Genomic DNA, 15098 nt, shown 5'->3' with positions numbered 1-15098 from the left:
CCTACAACGAACACACCGCCTGGGCACACCGCAGGACAGCCGCTGCTTGACGACTTACGAACCTGGGATGTCTAGTCGGGCGACGATGCGCGTCGTCACGACGCGCTGAGGAGCGCGACGATCCAGGCCTAGCAGAGGAACTTCGGGCTTTCGGCTAGTACATCACCATGTCTGGCTGCATCTGCTTGGCCCACGCCACGATCCCACCCTGCAGGTGGACCGCATTCGAGAAACCGGCCTGCTTCACCGCGGCCAGCGCTTCGGCCGAGCGCACCCCGGTCTTGCAGTACAGCACGGTCGTGCGGTCCTGCGGCAGCTGAGCCAACCCCTCGCCGGAACTGATCAACGATTTCGGGATCAGCTGAGCGCCGTCGATGTGCACGATGTCCCACTCGACCGGCTCACGAACGTCGATCAGGGCCAGTTTCTTGCCGGAGTCGAGCATCTCGCGCAACTCCCGCGGGGTGATGGTGGAATCGGCGGCGACGGCAGCGCCTTCCGGGGACACCACGCCGCAGAAGTTTTCGTAGTCGATCAGCTCGATGATCTTGGGCGTCGACGGGTCCTTGCGGATTTTGATCGTGCGGTAGCTCATCTCCAGCGCGTCGTAGATCATCAATCGTCCGAGCAGCGTTTCGCCGATCCCGGTGATCAGCTTGATCGCCTCGGTGCCCATCACCGACGCGATCGAGGCGCAGATGATGCCCAGCACGCCGCCTTCGGCGCAGGACGGCACCATGCCGGGCGGGGGCGGCTCGGGGTACAGATCGCGGTAGTTGAGGCCGCGCTCGTTGCCGGCCTCATCGGCCGGAGCGTCCTCCCAGAACACCGACACCTGTCCTTCGAACCGGTAGATGGACCCCCACACATACGGCTTGCCGGCCAGCACCGCGGCGTCGTTGACCAGATAGCGCGTCGCGAAGTTGTCGGTGCCGTCCAGGATGAGGTCGTACTGGCTGAACAGGTCGACGGCGTTGTCGGCCTCCAGCCGGAACTCGTGCAGCCGCACGTCGATCAAAGGATTGATGTCAACGATCGAGTCGCGTGCCGACTGTGCCTTGGAGCGCCCGACGTCGGCCGAGCCGTGGATGATCTGGCGCTGCAGGTTGGATTCGTCGACGACGTCGAAGTCGACGATGCCGATGGTGCCGACGCCGGCGGCCGCCAGGTAGAGCAACGTCGGCGAGCCGAGCCCGCCGGCACCGATGACGAGCACCCGGGCGTTCTTGAGTCGTTTCTGCCCGTCCACGCCCACGTCGGGAATGATCAGATGACGGCTGTAGCGCGCCACCTCTTCGCGGGTGAGCGCGCCCGCGGGCTCAACTAGCGGCGGCAATGACGATGACACCGGACATCTCCTCGGTCTTATCAGCTCTAACCATCACAGCAGTTGCCCGAATCAACGGCAATCATCTCGGCAGGCTTCCCTGCACTCATCGCCGTCAGGCGATCGGGTACGGCCAGGGATTGAACCGGCAGGTCTTGCCGTCGGGCTTGACGAAATCGGGGTCGAACTTCGCCCCATCGTTGTTCGACGTGGAAAACGTCTGCTGCATCATCACCGGAGCCAGGCCACCTTGGCTCTCACACGGCTCGTGGCGCAGGTAGCCAATGGCGTGCCCGACCTCGTGGCTGATCACGTACTGCCGGTAGGACCCGACGTCGCCTTCGAACGGGACCGCGCCGCGCACCCAGCGCGCCTCGTTGATGAATACCCGCGACTGCCGGTCCGGCCCGAAGGACGGGTTGTAGCAGGACGTCTCCAGCGGAAATTCGTAGCCGCATCCCACCCGCACCGTCATCGGTGAGACGAGCGAAATCCGGAAGTCCGGCTTGCCGTTATCGATTCGGATGAAGGCGAACTGCGGGTTGTGCGTCCAGCCCTTGGGATTGGCCAGCGTCTGGTCGACCATCTGGGCGAATGCGTTGTCCCCGCCGTACATGGTGGGGTCCAGACCGTTCTCGATCTCGATGGTGTAGCGGAACACCTTCGCGGTGCCCTGACCGAACTGCGGCGTAGCGCCCGGAACCACCCGGTAGGTCTTGTCGCCGGCTTCGGTGAACGGACCGCCATCTGGCAGTGTCCCGGCCGGCAGGTTGGCGTCGAAGGCGGACAAGCCCTTGGGCGGCGTGTCGATGATCGCCGTGCCCACCACACCGATAGCCGGGGGGTCGTGGACGGCGTGGGCCGTCGTCGGCTTCGCCGTACCCATCCCGCTCACCGTCTGGTAACCCGCCGCCACCGTGATCACTGCCAGAACGGGCAGCGCGTACGCGCGCCAGCCGTACGTCGAGACGAACCGTCCCAGCCAGGTTTGTTTGCGCCATTGACGTGGGCGTTCGCGGTCGGCGCGGGTCCGCCCGGCGCTGGAGGCCAGCGGGTCGCGCTGGGCCCGCAACGGTTCACGCCACTCCTCACGCAGCACAGGCACTCGCCCGGGGCGTGGGGACGTCATTTTCCCAGGATTACACAGCCGACCGCGACGGCGACCCCTGGCGCGCCCGAATACGGCTTCTGACTGACTTCTGTGGGCACCGAAACATCGGTTACCGGCACCTCGGGTAGTAATGTCGTTGCGACAAATATGCGGGCCGCGGGGATGGATATCCGGCGCGAATCAGATTGAGGACCGATGAGCGATCTCGTCAAGGCGGCGCAGAGGCGTGCCGTCAGATCGGCCGAACGCACCCGGTCGACCGACGCGTCGGCGCCCTCCAACCGGCGCGGCAACCGGTTACCCCGCGATGAGCGCCGTGGCCAGTTGCTTATCGTCGCGAGCGACGTCTTCGTCGACCACGGGTATCACGCGGCCGGCATGGACGAGATCGCCGACCGTGCCGGCGTCAGCAAACCCGTTCTGTACCAACACTTTTCCAGCAAACTGGAGCTGTACCTGGCGGTGCTGCACCGGCATGTGGAGAATCTGGTCTCCGGCGTGCAGCAGGCACTGCGCACCACCACCGACAACCGCCAGCGTCTGCACGCGGCGGTGCAGGCGTTCTTCGACTTCATCGAGCACGACAGCCAGGGTTACCGGTTGATCTTCGAGAACGACTATGTGACCGAGCCGGAGGTCGCTGCGGAGGTGCGGGTGGCCACCGAATCCTGCACCGACGCGGTATTCGCTCTGATCAGCGCCGATTCCGGGCTGGATCCGCATCGCGCCCGGATGATCGCGGTGGGCCTGGTCGGCATCAGCGTGGACTGCGCCCGATACTGGCTGGACTCAGACCGTCCGATTTCCAAATCGGACGCCGTCGACGGCACCGTGCAATTCGCCTGGGGCGGACTGTCGCACGTGCCCCTTACCCGCTCGTAGCCTTCGCCGCCGCCTCAGCACCGATCCCGAAGCCGACCCGGCGGGCATCGGCAACGCCGATCTCGACGTAGGCGATCTTGGTGGTGTTGATCAGGAAGCGACGCCCCCGCTCGTCGGTCAGGCTCAGCACGCCCGAACCCTCGCGCAGCGCGTTGTTGACGAGTTCTTCGACCTCACCGGGCGTCTGTGTGCTGGCGAACACCAGCTCACGCGGACTGTCCGTGATACCGATCTTGACCTCCACGCTGGCCCCTTCCTTCAAAAATCGCGCCATTTCGTCGCAGCGGTGTCAGCAGCAGGCTAGTGGACACGCCCCGGCCGCATGGCGCCCCGGCCCCCCCAGGACGCTTCGCGCTTAGCGAAACGGCTTAATCACGGTTCGGTCCCAGCCCGATTGACATGCCGCGCGACGGTCCTGCCAGCGGTTTCACGTCTATACCATCGGCAACATCAGTACCACAGCTAACAGCCTCTACGACGGCGTCCGGGACTACCCGGACGACGAGGGCTATGACGAGGCCTATGACACTGACGAAGCCGACTCTGAATTCGAGGACGGCTACGGAGAGCTGGTTTGGCCGGCCGATCGGCGCTGGCGCCCGGTCACCGCGCTGCTCGGCGGCGTGATCGCGATCGGCGCGATCGCCACCGCGGTCATCATCAACAGCGGCGACAGCGCCACCACCAAGGCGACCATCGGGGCGCCGACGCCGCGGCCGGTGCTGTCCACTACGCCGCACCCGATCCCGAGCACGTCGCCCAGCGCCACAGCACCCGGAACCACGGCACCGCCCAGCACTAGCGTGCGGCCCCAGCTCCCCCCGGAGACCGTGGTCACCCTGACACCCACCAGCCCCTGGCCCAGTACGCTGCCGACCCGAACGCCGGACGCCGTTCCGCCGCAAGTCGCCCTACCCCCGGGTGCCGCCCTGAACCCTCGCGCCGTCGTCTACAGCGTGTCCGGAACCAAGCAGCTCCTCGACCTGGTGACCGTGGTCTACACCGACGAGCGGGGCTTCCCCAAGACCGAGTTCAACGTGGCGCTGCCATGGACCCGGGTGGTGGTCCTCAACCCCGGGGTGCAGACCGAATCCGTCATCGCGACCAGCCTGCACGGTCATCTCAACTGTGCGATCGTCAACGCGCAGGGTCAGTTGGTGAAGGCGTCGACCAGCGACGGGATGATGGCGACCTGCACGCGCTGAAAGGCTAACCCAGACCGAGTTCGCGCATCCGTTTGTCGTGGGTGTTCTGCAGCCGGTCGAAGAATGCACTCAGCTGGCTCAGGCCACCGGTGCCGGATACCACCAGATCCACCAGCTCGTCGTGGTCGGCGAGCAGGAACTGGGCCTGGGTGATCGCCTCGCCGAGCAGGCGCCGAGACCACAGCGCCAACCGACTGCGCTGCTTGCCGCTGCTGGTCACCGCGGCGCGCACCTCGGCAACGACGAACTGGGAGTGTCCGGTCTCCGACAGCGCGGCCCGCACCACGTCGGCAACCTCGTCGGGCAGCCCGTCGGCGATCTCCAGGTACAGATCAGCGGCCAGGGCATCGCCGACATAGGTCTTGACCAGGGCTTCCAGCCAAGTGCTCGGCGTCGTCAGGCGGTGGTAGTTCTCCAGCGCCGAGGCGTACTTGGCCATCGCCGGGACCACGTCGACGCCGCGACTCACCAGCGCATCGCGCAGCAGCTCGTAGTGCCCCATTTCGGCGGCGGCGATGCTCGCCATCGAGATGCGGCCCTGCAGGTTCGGCGCCATGCGCGCCTCGTCGGTCAGCCGGTAGAAAGCCGCCACCTCGCCGTACGCCAGCAACGCGAACAATTCGTTGACGCCTGGATGATCCGCCGCTAGGCGTGGCCTGGGCGAATCGGCCACCTGATCGGCGGATGAGGGCGAGGGCATGGCAACACTCTAGTCGTCACGAGCAAAAGCAAATGGGTGCCTGCTGGCGACGGGTTATCATGGTTAAAGGTCGAGGCTGCGTCTCTGTGCTGCTTCTACCGAAGAAATGTGCGTGCACGTAGCTGGCCCGCCCGGATGGTGTTGTTGGACCGGCGACTCGGCGACGTATCGGAGTCGGAACTCGTGCGCGCGTGAACCGCGACAGAGAAACCGACACATTACCGATACCGTCACCGAAAGGCTCTCCATCCGCGTATGACCGCACTCAAAAGCACAACTGAACCTACGTTTGCCAAACTCGGAGTTCGCGACGAAATAGTCCGCGCACTGGCCGAAAAGGGCATTGAGCATCCGTTTGCTATCCAGGAACTCACCCTGCCGCTGGCCCTGAACGGTGAGGACCTCATCGGCCAGGCCCGCACCGGCATGGGCAAGACCTTCGCATTCGGCGTGCCGCTGCTGCACCGCGTCTCCTCGGGAACCGGAGTACGGCCACTCAACGGCACGCCGCGCGCCCTGGTCGTGGTGCCCACCCGCGAGCTGTGTCTGCAGGTGACTAATGACCTGGCCACCGCGGCCAAGTACCTCACCGCCGAAGACGAGCGTCCGCTTGCCGTGGTGTCCATTTACGGTGGGCGGGCCTACGAGCCGCAGATCGAGGCGCTGCACAAGGGCGCCGACGTAGTGGTGGGCACTCCCGGCCGGCTGCTCGACCTGTGCCAGCAGGGCCACCTTCAGCTCGGCGGGTTGTCGGTACTGGTCCTCGACGAGGCCGACGAGATGCTCGATTTGGGCTTTCTGCCCGACATCGAGCGCATCCTGCGCCAGATTCCCGCGGACCGGCAGTCGATGCTGTTCTCGGCCACCATGCCGGACCCGATCATCACGCTGGCCCGTACGTTCATGGTTCAGCCCACTCACATCCGGGCCGAGGCCCCGCACTCCCTGGCCGTACACGACACCACCGAGCAGTTCGTCTACCGCGCCCACGCGCTGGACAAGGTGGAGCTGGTCAGCCGGATCCTGCAGGCCCGCGACCGCGGCGCGACGATGATCTTCACCCGCACCAAGCGCACCGCGCAGAAGGTCGCCGACGATTTGAACGAGCGCGGCTTCGCGGTCGGCGCCGTGCACGGAGATCTCGGGCAGATCGCGCGTGAAAAGGCGCTCAAGGCCTTCCGCGGCGGCGACATCAACGTGCTGGTCGCCACCGACGTGGCCGCGCGCGGCATAGACATCGACGACGTCACCCATGTCATCAACTACCAGTGCCCCGAGGACGAGAAGATGTACGTCCACCGGATCGGGCGCACCGGCCGCGCCGGGCGCACCGGCGTCGCGGTCACCTTGGTGGACTGGGACGAGCTGCCACGCTGGGAGATGATCGACAAGGCGCTCGGCCTGGGCTCCCCCGATCCGGCGGAAACCTACTCCAACTCACCGCACCTGTACACCGAGCTGGCCATCCCGGACGACGTCGCCGGCAACGTCGGCCCGCCCCCCAAATCGCCGGCCAAGCGCCGCGAGCCCAGCCAAGACGGTCCGAAGACTCAGCGTGCGCGCAGCTCTCGGGGGCGGCGGCGCACGCGGGGCGGTAAGCCGGTCACCGGGCATCCCGCCACGAACACCGCCGCCGGCGACGGCGCATCGGAGGCTGGCCCCTGCAGCGCGTCGGACGCACCGTCCGGCAGCGCCGGTACGGCTCGACGCCGCCGTCGTCGCCGCAAACCTGCAGACACCGCGGCGCCGGCCAACTGAGCCGGCCCGACTGAGCCACGCTCGCGCATGGTCAAACCCGAACGCCGGACCAAGGTTGATCTGCTGGCGGCCGCGGCGATCGCGATCGTCATCGGCACGGTCGCTGCACTGATCTGGTGGACCAGCGATGCGCGGGCCACGATCAGCAGACCGGCCGCCGTTCCGGCGCCCAGCCCGACTCCGGCCCGGGAAGTGCCCGCCCCGCTCAAGCAGTTGTGGACGGCTCCCAGCCCGGCCACCCGTGTCCCGGTGGCGGTGGGCGGGACAGTGGTCACCGCTGGCGGGCGCCAGGTGCAAGGACGCGATCCGGCCACCGGCGAGGCCTTGTGGAGCTATACCCGCGACACCGATTTGTGCGGGGTGAGCTGGGTCTACCACTACGCCGTCGCCGTTTACCGGGACAGCCGCGGCTGCGGCCAGGTCAGCACCATCGATGGATCCACCGGGAACCGTGGGCCTGCCCGCAGCAGCTACGCCGATCCGCAGGTGCGCCTGTCCTCCGACGGCACAACGGTCTTGTCGGCCGGCAATACCCGGCTGGAGCTGTGGCGGTCAGACATGGTGCGGATGATGGCCTATGGGGAGACCGACGCCCGGGTGAAGCCGTCGAATCGGGGACTGCATTCCGGATGCACGCTGGAATCGGCCACGGCAAGCTCGTCGGCGGTAGCTGTGCTGGAGGCCTGCGCTAATCAGGCCGACCTGCGGCTCGTCCTGCTTCGACCGGGTAAGGAAGACGACGAACCGCAGCAGCAGTTCGTGCCCGAACCCGGGATTCGGCCGGGCACCGGGGCCCGCGTACTCGTCGTCTCGCAGAACAACACCGCCGTGTACCTGCCGGCGCCGCAGCCCCGGGTCGACGTGATCGACCAGTCCGGAACCACGGTGTCGAGCACTCTGCTGGCCAAGCCGCCGTCGCCCTCGGCGGTCGTGTCGCAGTCCGGAAATCTGGTGACCTGGTGGACGGGTGACACGTTGATGGTTTTCGACGCCGGCAGCCTGACGCCGCGCTACACCATCGTCGCGGGCGAAACGACGGCTCCGTTGGGGCCGGGCGTGATGATGGCGGGTCAGCTGCTGGTGCCGGTGACGGGCGCGATCGGCGTCTATGACCCGGTGAGCGGAGCGAACAATCGCTACATCCCGGTTGACCGGCCGCCGAGCGGCTCAGCGGTGATCCCGCTCGTCTCGGGCTCCAAGGTCATCGAGCAGCGCGGCGACACCCTGGTGGTGCTGGGCTGACCGCGCTACAGCTCGACGGCGAAGGTGGGCAGTGCTTTGCCGGACTTCCAGTGCTTGAGCAGCGCCTGCGCCAGCTCGCGGTAGGCCACCGCGCCCTTGTTCTTGCGGCCGGCCAGCACCGAGGAGCCTGACGCGCTGGCCTCGGCGAAGCGCACCGTGCGCGGGATCGGTGGCGCCAGCACCGGCAGCTCGTAGCGGTCGGCGACGTCGACCAACACGTCGCGCGTGTGCGTGGTCCGCGAGTCGTACAGCGTGGGTAGCGCACCCAGCAGCCGCAGCTTGGGGTTGGTGATCTGCTGGACATCGGCGACCGTACGCAGGAATTGGCCCACGCCACGGTGGGCCAGCGTCTCGCACTGCAGCGGCACGATGACCTCGTCGGCAGCGGTGAGACCGTTGAGTGTGAGCACACCCAGCGACGGCGGGCAGTCGATGATGACCACGTCGAACTGGTCGGAGAGTTTGGCCAGCGCGCGCTTGAGCGCATACTCACGCCCGGCGCGCATCAACAACATCGCCTCGGCGCCCGCCAGGTCGATGTTGGCGGGCAGCAGCGTCATTCCCTCGGCCGTGTCGACCAATGCGGCGCTGGGTTCGACCTCGCCGAGCAACACCTCGTGCACGGACACCGGTAGTTTGTCGGGATCTTGACCAAGTGAGAAGGTCAGGCAACCCTGCGGGTCCAGGTCGACGAGCAGCACCCGCCGTCCCATATCCACCATCGCCGCACCCAACGAGGCAACCGTGGTCGTCTTGGCCACTCCACCCTTCTGGTTGGCAACCGCCAGTACCCTCATCTCAGCCACAAGCGCCGCTCCTCCCCATCACTGGCATCTGCATCGTCGCCGGCGCGCACACTGCCCATCCTGGCATGTTCTCCTCGCTCCGGTTCGGGCGACAGGCCCGGCATGGCTCCGGCGTGTCTCAGGCAGAATCGGTCTACATGAGCGTGCACAACCATCGACTGCTGTTGTTCCGCCACGGCGAGACCGAGTGGTCGAAATCTGGTCAGCACACCGGCCGCACCGACATCGAACTCACCGAAACCGGCCGGGCCCAGGCCAAGTCGGCCGCGCAGGTGCTCCAACAGCTCAATCTCAAGGACCCGCTGGTGATCAGCAGTCCACGTAGACGCACCCTGGTCACCGCCGAACTCGCACGTCTTGACGTCGACGAGGTGTCGCCGCTACTTGCCGAATGGGACTACGGCGCGTACGAGGGCCTGACCACACCTCAGATCCAGCAATCCGATCCGGATTGGCTGGTGTGGACGCACGGATGCCCCGACGGTGAAAGCGTCGCTGCGGTCAGCGATCGCGCTGACCGCGCCGTGGCTCTGGCCCTGGAGAATATGGAATCGCGTGACGTGGTGTTTGTCAGCCACGGCCACTTCTCTCGTGCGGTGATCACCCGTTGGGGGGAGCTGCCGCTCATCGAGGGCAGCCGCTTCGGCATGGTTACCGGGTCGATCGCAGTCTGCGGGTTCGAGCATGGGATGCGACAGCTTCGGCTGCTCGGGCTGACCGGTCACCCGGTCAGTTGTTAACCGGCGAACCACCGTTCGCGCTGGCCGGGCCGGGCGGGGCCCTGATTGCCGACGGGGTGCGGACGCGGTACTGCGACATCGGGGCGGCGCAGGCGGCACTGCGCTCCGGAACCGCGCCAATAGTGTTGGGCGCGTTGCCTTTCGACGCGAACAGTCCGGTCGCACTGATCACACCGGGCGGGGTGCGCCGCCTCGAGGCGATGCCCAACTGGCCAACCGGTCCGCTGCCCGCGGTGCACATCGGCGCGATCGTCCCCCCGCTTGACGAATACCGCGACCGGATCAGCCGCGCCCGTGACGAACTCGCCGCACCGGACAACCCGCTGCTCAAGGTGGTACTGGCGCGGGCGTTGGAACTGACCGCCGACGGACCGCTGGATGCGCGCATGATCCTGCGCCGACTGGTCGCCGCCGACCCGACGGCCAACGCCTATCTGGTCGACCTGACCGCCGCGGGTGGCGACTACGCGGGAGCGGCTCTGGTGGGCGCCAGCCCGGAACTGCTGGTTGCGCGATTCGGCGACCGCGTTGTGTGCCAGCCGTTTGCCGGCTCAGCACCTCGAGCAGCGGATCCCGAACTCGACGCAGCCAACGGTGCCGCATTGGCCGGGTCGGCCAAGAACCGCCACGAGCACCGGTTGGTGATCGACACCATGCGCGCAGCTCTCGAGCCGCTCTGCGAGGACCTGACGATCGCGTCCGAGCCACAGTTGAGCCGCACCGCGGCGGTTTGGCACCTCTGTACGCCCATCAAAGGCCGGCTCCGCGATACCTCAACCACCGCAATCGATTTGGCGTTGGCCTTGCACCCCACTCCCGCGGTCGGAGGGGTTCCGACCCGAGACGCCATCGAACTCATCGCCGCGCTGGAAGGCGACCGCGGCTTCTACGCCGGTGCCGTGGGCTGGTGCGACGAGCGAGGCGACGGGCGCTGGGTGGTGTCGATTCGCTGTGCGCAACTGTCGGCCGATCGCCGCAGCGCCCTCGCGCGCGCCGGCGGTGGCATCGTCGCCGAATCGGACCCCGACGACGAAGTCGACGAAACCACAACTAAATTCGCCACCATATTGACCGCGTTGGGGGTATCGCAGTGACCCACGACATCCGCCGGGCCCTTCGCGACGACGTCGCCGATATTGTGGCCATGATCCACGAGCTCGCCGAATTCGAGCGCGCCGCCGACCAATGTACCGTCACCGAAAAGCAAATAGCTACGGCGCTTTTCGGCGTGCCACCAACATTGCACGGCCACGTCGTTGAGATCGACGGCCAGGTCGCGGCGATGGCGCTGTGGTTTCTCAACTTCTCCACGTGGGATGGCGTCGCGGGGATCCATCTGGAGGACCTATATGTGCGGCCGCCGTTTCGCCGCCGCGGCCTGGCCCGGTTGTTGCTGGCCACGCTGGCGGCGGAATGCCTAGACAACAGCTACACGCGGTTGTCCTGGGCGGTGCTGAACTGGAATGCCGATGCGATCGCACTGTATGACGGGATCGGCGGGCAGCCGCAGCGCGAGTGGACTACCTACAGGTTGTCCGGCCCGGAGTTGGCGGCACTAGCAGACCCGCGCTGATGGCCGCTCGCGGCCCAGCGCACGGCGGGCGGGCTGAACAGCAGTGCCAGCGCGCACAGCGCCACCGCCCCCACCGGAATCCCGATCGCCAGTTGGCCCGAACCCGCGGCCAGGTACCACGCCACCGGCAGCAGCAATAGCTGGGCGAACACCGCAAGCCCGCGGCCCCATCGCTTACCGACAATCAAAGCCCATCCCCCGGCGAGGACCCCACCGCCGACCAGCACGAACCAGACCGCGGTACCCAGCCCGTTGACTATGTGCTGGTCGGCACCGGCGAGCCCGCGCACCACCAGAACCGCCGCGATCACCAGGGCCGCCGCGCCCTCAACAGCGACGATCACTCCCGCGGCACGTACGGTCGGCGGGGCGCTACCAGTCACAGCGTCAGCGTAGTCATGGCGGCCGTAGCGACCTTACGGCCCGTCGAGTGTGCGCTGGCGGCTTTGACTGTGTCGCCAGGGCGGCCAGATCGCGATCTGCCCGCCCTGCAAGCACACTCGAGGCCGCGAGCACACAGTCGACGGGCCGTACCTCACGCTGCTGCGCGGCGCGCCGAAGCATGCCGCCTAAGCTCATGGCTCATGCGTGCCGTGCTGATCGTGAACCCCACCGCCACCACCATCACACCGGCCGCACGCGACCTGGTCGCACACGCGCTCAAGAGCCGTGTCGAACTCACTATCCAACACACCAAACACCGTGGTCACGGGGCTGAACTCGGCCAGGCAGCCGTTGCCGACGGAGTGGACCTGGTAGTCGTACATGGTGGCGACGGCACCGTGAGCGGAGTCGTCAACGGCATGCTCGGCAGCCCCGCCACGCCTCCGCAAGGACCCATACCCGCGGTGGCGATCGTGCCGGGTGGCTCGGCGAATGTGCTGGCCAGAGTCCTGGGAATCGCTCGCGACCCGATCGCCGCCACCAACCAGCTCATCCAGCTGCTCGACGAGTACGACCAGCACCGGCAATGGCGCCGGATCGGGTTGATCGACTGCGGCGAGCGCTGGGCCGTGTTCAACACCGGGATGGGCGTGGACGCCGAGGTGGTCGCCGGAGTCGAGGCGGAGCGCGATAAGGGCGGCAAGGTCTCGGCGTGGCGCTACATCCGCACCGCCGTGCCCCTCGTGTACGGCTACACCCGCCGCGAACCGGCGCTCACACTGGAACTTCCTGGGCGAGAGCCGATTACGGGAGTGAGCTTCGTTTTCGTATCCAACGCGAGCCCGTGGACATACGCGAACGAACGACCGGTATGGACCAACCCCACCTGTTCCTTCGAACGGGGTCTGGGGGTCTTCGCCCCGACCACCATGAAGCTGATCCCCACCCTGCGCATCGTCCGGCAGATGTTCGCCAAGCGGCCGCGGTTCGAGTTCAAACATCTGGTAACAGACGACGACGTACCTTGGGTGCGGGTTACCGCCACGGCCGGTCCAGCCGCCTGCCAGTTCGACGGGGACTACCTCGGCCAGCGCGAAACCATGACGTTCCGCGCGGTTGCCGACGTGCTACCCGTCGTCGCCCCGCCCGCAAAAGAACGCTCTGACCTGGGATAATCAAAGCTGTGACAAGCTTGCGACGCAAATGTAGGGCGCAATTCGGCCGGTAGTGTAGTACAACGGAGTAAGGGGTTCGGGAACAGATCGTGAAAGTGAGATAGCCCACGGGCTCCCGTAACACTATTGACATCCGATGAGCCTGTGAAACGATCAAAAGGTTGCATGCAGAAATATGTAGAGGTACGGAAACCTTTCTTGTGCACGCGTTAACACGCCAAGAGAAATCGCCCGTGCGCACTGCTGCGCACATAGTGAGGAGTAACTACTAATGGATTGGCGCCACAAGGCGGTCTGCCGTGACGAGGATCCGGAACTGTTCTTCCCGGTTGGGAACAGCGGTCCGGCGCTCGCGCAGATCGCTGACGCGAAACTGGTCTGTAATCGGTGTCCGGTGACCACAGAGTGTCTCGGCTGGGCTCTGAACACCGGCCAGGACTCGGGTGTCTGGGGCGGCATGAGCGAAGACGAGCGGCGCGCACTCAAGCGCCGCAATGCCCGGACGAAGGCCCGAAGCGGAGTCTGAACAACTCAATCTCCGCACAGTGCGGCCCCGACCATCGTCGGGGCCGCACTGTTGTACAGCTCCATAAGCGGCCCCGCCCCATCGTCGGGGCCGCACTGCTGTACAGCTCCATAAGCGGCCCCGCCCCATCGTCGGGGCCGCACTGCTGTGTACCGCGTCACAAGACCAACCGGCCGCGCCGGCCGATCGGCACCCGTAACACCACGTCGGTGCCGCGATCGGGTGCTTCCCGCATGCCCAGCGAGCCGTCCAGCTCGGCCGACACCAGGGTCCGCACTATCTGCAGGCCCAGACTGTCGGACTTCTCCAGACTGAATCCTTCGGGCAGGCCACGCCCGTTGTCGTGCACCACGACATCAAGCCAGCGCGCCGAACGCTCAGCCCGAATAGTCACAGATCCACCCGCAGCGGCCGGATCGAAGGCGTGCTCGATCGCGTTCTGCACCAGCTCGGTGATCACCATGATCAGCGCGGTCGCCCGGTCGGAGTCCAGCACGCCCAGCTCGCCCACCCGGTTGATCCGGATCGGCCTGTCCACCGATGCCACGTCGTTCATGATCGGCAGGATCCGGTCGATGACCTCGTCGAGGTTGACCTGCTCGTCCACCGACATCGACAGCGCGTCGTGAACCAACGCGATCGAAGACACCCGGCGTACCGACTCAATCAGGGCCTCCCGGCCTTCGGCATTGGCCGTTCGCCGGGCCTGAAGTCGCAGCAGCGCCGCCACCGTCTGCAGGTTGTTCTTCACCCGGTGGTGGATCTCCCGGATGGTGGCGTCCTTGGAGATCAGGGCGCGGTCGCGCCGCTTGACCTCGGTGACGTCGCGGATCAGGATCGCTGCGCCCGCATTGGACTTATGTACCACCAGTGGCAGCGTTCTGAGCAGCACAGTCGCATCACCGGCGTCGACCTCCATGCGCATGCTCGCCCCGCCGGCCAGCAGGTCGAGCACATGCTCGGCCACCTCCTGCGCCTCGAACGGGTCGGAGATCAGCGGCCTGGTCACCCTGATGAAATTGTGGCCTTCCAACTCGCTGGTCAGCCCCATCCGGTGGTAGGCCGACAGCGCGTTAGGGCTGGCGTAGGCGACCACGCCGTCGACGTCGAGGCGAATGAAGCCGTCGCCGGCCCGCGGAGTGGATCGGGACATGGCGACGTCACCCACGTCGGGAAAGGTGCCCTCGGCCAGCATGTGCAGCAGGTCGGTGGCGCACTCCCGGTAGGCCGTCTCGAGTCCTCCCGAACCGCGACGGGCAGCAACTTCGGTCTGATGCCGGGTCAGCACCGCCACTACCTGCTCGCGGTAGCGCACTGGGGAAGACTCGACATTGGGCCCTGGCAGTTGCCACGAATGTCCTTGGCCTCCATCGTTTTCGCGCCTGGCAGCACCGGCGGCGAAGGTCTCGGCTACCAGGGGCAGCCGTTCGGCGGTGACGACGCTACCCACCGCGTCGGTCTGCAGCACCGTCGGCGCGGTATTGGGCCGGCATTGCGCAACACACACCAGCACCCCGTCGTCGCGGCGAACCCACATCAAGTAGTCGGCGAACGACAGGTCGGCCAGCAGCTGCCACTCCCCTACTACCGCGTGCAAATGGTCGACCGCGTTGCCCGGCAGCACCGTGTGTTCGGCCAGCAGGTTACCGAGTGTCGACATGCAAGTAGG

Annotated in this window: 16 protein-coding genes; 9 read left to right on the top strand and 7 right to left on the bottom strand. The window is 66.6% G+C overall.

Going from position 1 to position 15098, the window contains the following annotated elements; genetic code table 11:
* Positions 1-154: 154 nt before the first annotated feature.
* Together moeZ and AWC27_RS12570 are read right to left on the bottom strand one after the other, a co-directional pair.
* Complete coding sequence (moeZ, locus tag AWC27_RS12575; RefSeq protein WP_085670780.1) at positions 155-1348, bottom strand: adenylyltransferase/sulfurtransferase MoeZ; 1194 nt, start codon at positions 1346-1348, stop codon at positions 155-157.
* A 94-nt stretch (positions 1349-1442) separates the two neighbouring features.
* A complete protein-coding gene (locus tag AWC27_RS12570) occupies positions 1443-2456 on the bottom strand; it encodes a DUF3152 domain-containing protein (RefSeq protein WP_085670779.1) in 1014 nt (337 codons plus the stop codon).
* A gap of 177 nt (positions 2457-2633) precedes the next feature.
* Here AWC27_RS12570 and fasR point away from each other — a divergent pair, with 177 nt between their 5' ends.
* Positions 2634-3320, top strand: a complete 687-nt coding sequence (fasR, locus tag AWC27_RS12565; RefSeq protein WP_085670778.1) for an HTH-type transcriptional activator FasR — start codon at positions 2634-2636, stop codon at positions 3318-3320.
* On the opposite strand, the gene AWC27_RS12560 is transcribed toward fasR, so the two are convergent.
* A complete protein-coding gene (locus tag AWC27_RS12560) occupies positions 3307-3564 on the bottom strand; it encodes a DUF3107 domain-containing protein (RefSeq protein WP_083111088.1) in 258 nt (85 codons plus the stop codon). The genes fasR and AWC27_RS12560 overlap by 14 nt on opposite strands.
* A 205-nt stretch (positions 3565-3769) precedes the next feature.
* Here AWC27_RS12560 and AWC27_RS12555 point away from each other — a divergent pair, with 205 nt between their 5' ends.
* Positions 3770-4525: a hypothetical protein gene (locus AWC27_RS12555; protein ID WP_085670777.1), complete on the top strand. Its 756-nt coding sequence runs from the start codon at positions 3770-3772 to the stop codon at positions 4523-4525.
* Positions 4526-4529: 4 nt separating this feature from the next.
* Here the strand turns inward: AWC27_RS12555 and AWC27_RS12550 are convergent, their stop codons facing one another.
* The gene (locus tag AWC27_RS12550; protein ID WP_085670776.1) at positions 4530-5225 is read right to left on the bottom strand and encodes a ferritin-like fold-containing protein; all 696 of its coding nucleotides are present in this window, start codon (positions 5223-5225) and stop codon (positions 4530-4532) included.
* Positions 5226-5480: 255 nt separating this feature from the next.
* On the opposite strand from AWC27_RS12550, the gene AWC27_RS12545 reads away from it, so the two are divergent.
* Together AWC27_RS12545 and AWC27_RS12540 are read left to right on the top strand one after the other, a co-directional pair.
* Positions 5481-6983 carry a DEAD/DEAH box helicase gene (locus AWC27_RS12545; protein WP_085670775.1) on the top strand — a complete coding sequence of 501 codons (1503 nt, stop codon included), beginning with the start codon at positions 5481-5483 and terminating at the stop codon, positions 6981-6983.
* A gap of 27 nt (positions 6984-7010) precedes the next feature.
* On the top strand, positions 7011-8225 hold the full coding sequence (locus AWC27_RS12540) for an Rv3212 family protein (RefSeq protein WP_085670774.1): 1215 nt from the start codon (positions 7011-7013) through the stop codon (positions 8223-8225).
* A 5-nt stretch (positions 8226-8230) separates the two neighbouring features.
* Here the strand turns inward: AWC27_RS12540 and AWC27_RS12535 are convergent, their stop codons facing one another.
* Positions 8231-9031 carry a ParA family protein gene (locus tag AWC27_RS12535; RefSeq protein ID WP_085670773.1) on the bottom strand — a complete coding sequence of 267 codons (801 nt, stop codon included), beginning with the start codon at positions 9029-9031 and terminating at the stop codon, positions 8231-8233.
* Positions 9032-9168: 137 nt separating this feature from the next.
* Here AWC27_RS12535 and AWC27_RS12530 point away from each other — a divergent pair, with 137 nt between their 5' ends.
* From AWC27_RS12530 to AWC27_RS12520, 3 genes are read left to right on the top strand one after another with little or no spacing between them, the layout of a single operon-like run.
* Positions 9169-9771 (top strand): acid phosphatase, encoded by a 603-nt coding sequence (locus tag AWC27_RS12530; protein WP_085670787.1) that lies wholly within the window; start codon positions 9169-9171, stop codon positions 9769-9771.
* Positions 9765-10865, top strand: a complete 1101-nt coding sequence (locus AWC27_RS12525; RefSeq protein WP_085670772.1) for an isochorismate synthase — start codon at positions 9765-9767, stop codon at positions 10863-10865. Before AWC27_RS12530 ends, AWC27_RS12525 begins: the two co-directional genes overlap by 7 nt.
* Positions 10862-11344 carry a GNAT family N-acetyltransferase gene (locus AWC27_RS12520; RefSeq protein ID WP_085670771.1) on the top strand — a complete coding sequence of 161 codons (483 nt, stop codon included), beginning with the start codon at positions 10862-10864 and terminating at the stop codon, positions 11342-11344. The genes AWC27_RS12525 and AWC27_RS12520 overlap by 4 nt, the downstream gene beginning before the upstream one ends.
* On the opposite strand, the gene AWC27_RS12515 is transcribed toward AWC27_RS12520, so the two are convergent.
* A complete protein-coding gene (locus AWC27_RS12515) occupies positions 11296-11727 on the bottom strand; it encodes a hypothetical protein (protein ID WP_085670770.1) in 432 nt (143 codons plus the stop codon). The genes AWC27_RS12520 and AWC27_RS12515 overlap by 49 nt on opposite strands.
* A gap of 201 nt (positions 11728-11928) precedes the next feature.
* Here AWC27_RS12515 and AWC27_RS12510 point away from each other — a divergent pair, with 201 nt between their 5' ends.
* Both AWC27_RS12510 and whiB1 read left to right on the top strand, forming a co-directional pair.
* Positions 11929-12903, top strand: coding sequence for a diacylglycerol/lipid kinase family protein (locus AWC27_RS12510; RefSeq protein ID WP_085670769.1), 975 nt, complete (start codon positions 11929-11931; stop codon positions 12901-12903).
* A 271-nt stretch (positions 12904-13174) separates the two neighbouring features.
* Positions 13175-13429 (top strand): transcriptional regulator WhiB1, encoded by a 255-nt coding sequence (gene whiB1 / locus AWC27_RS12505; protein WP_003874607.1) that lies wholly within the window; start codon positions 13175-13177, stop codon positions 13427-13429.
* Positions 13430-13586: 157 nt separating this feature from the next.
* Here whiB1 and AWC27_RS12500 read toward each other — a convergent pair whose 3' ends face one another.
* Positions 13587-15089, bottom strand: a complete 1503-nt coding sequence (locus tag AWC27_RS12500; protein ID WP_085670768.1) for a sensor histidine kinase — start codon at positions 15087-15089, stop codon at positions 13587-13589.
* Positions 15090-15098 lie beyond the last annotated feature (9 nt).

It is taken from the genome of Mycobacterium szulgai, from assembly GCF_002116635.1.
Taxonomy (GTDB): Bacteria; Actinomycetota; Actinomycetes; order Mycobacteriales; family Mycobacteriaceae; genus Mycobacterium; species Mycobacterium szulgai.
This window is presented reverse-complemented; position numbering and strand designations above follow the sequence as displayed.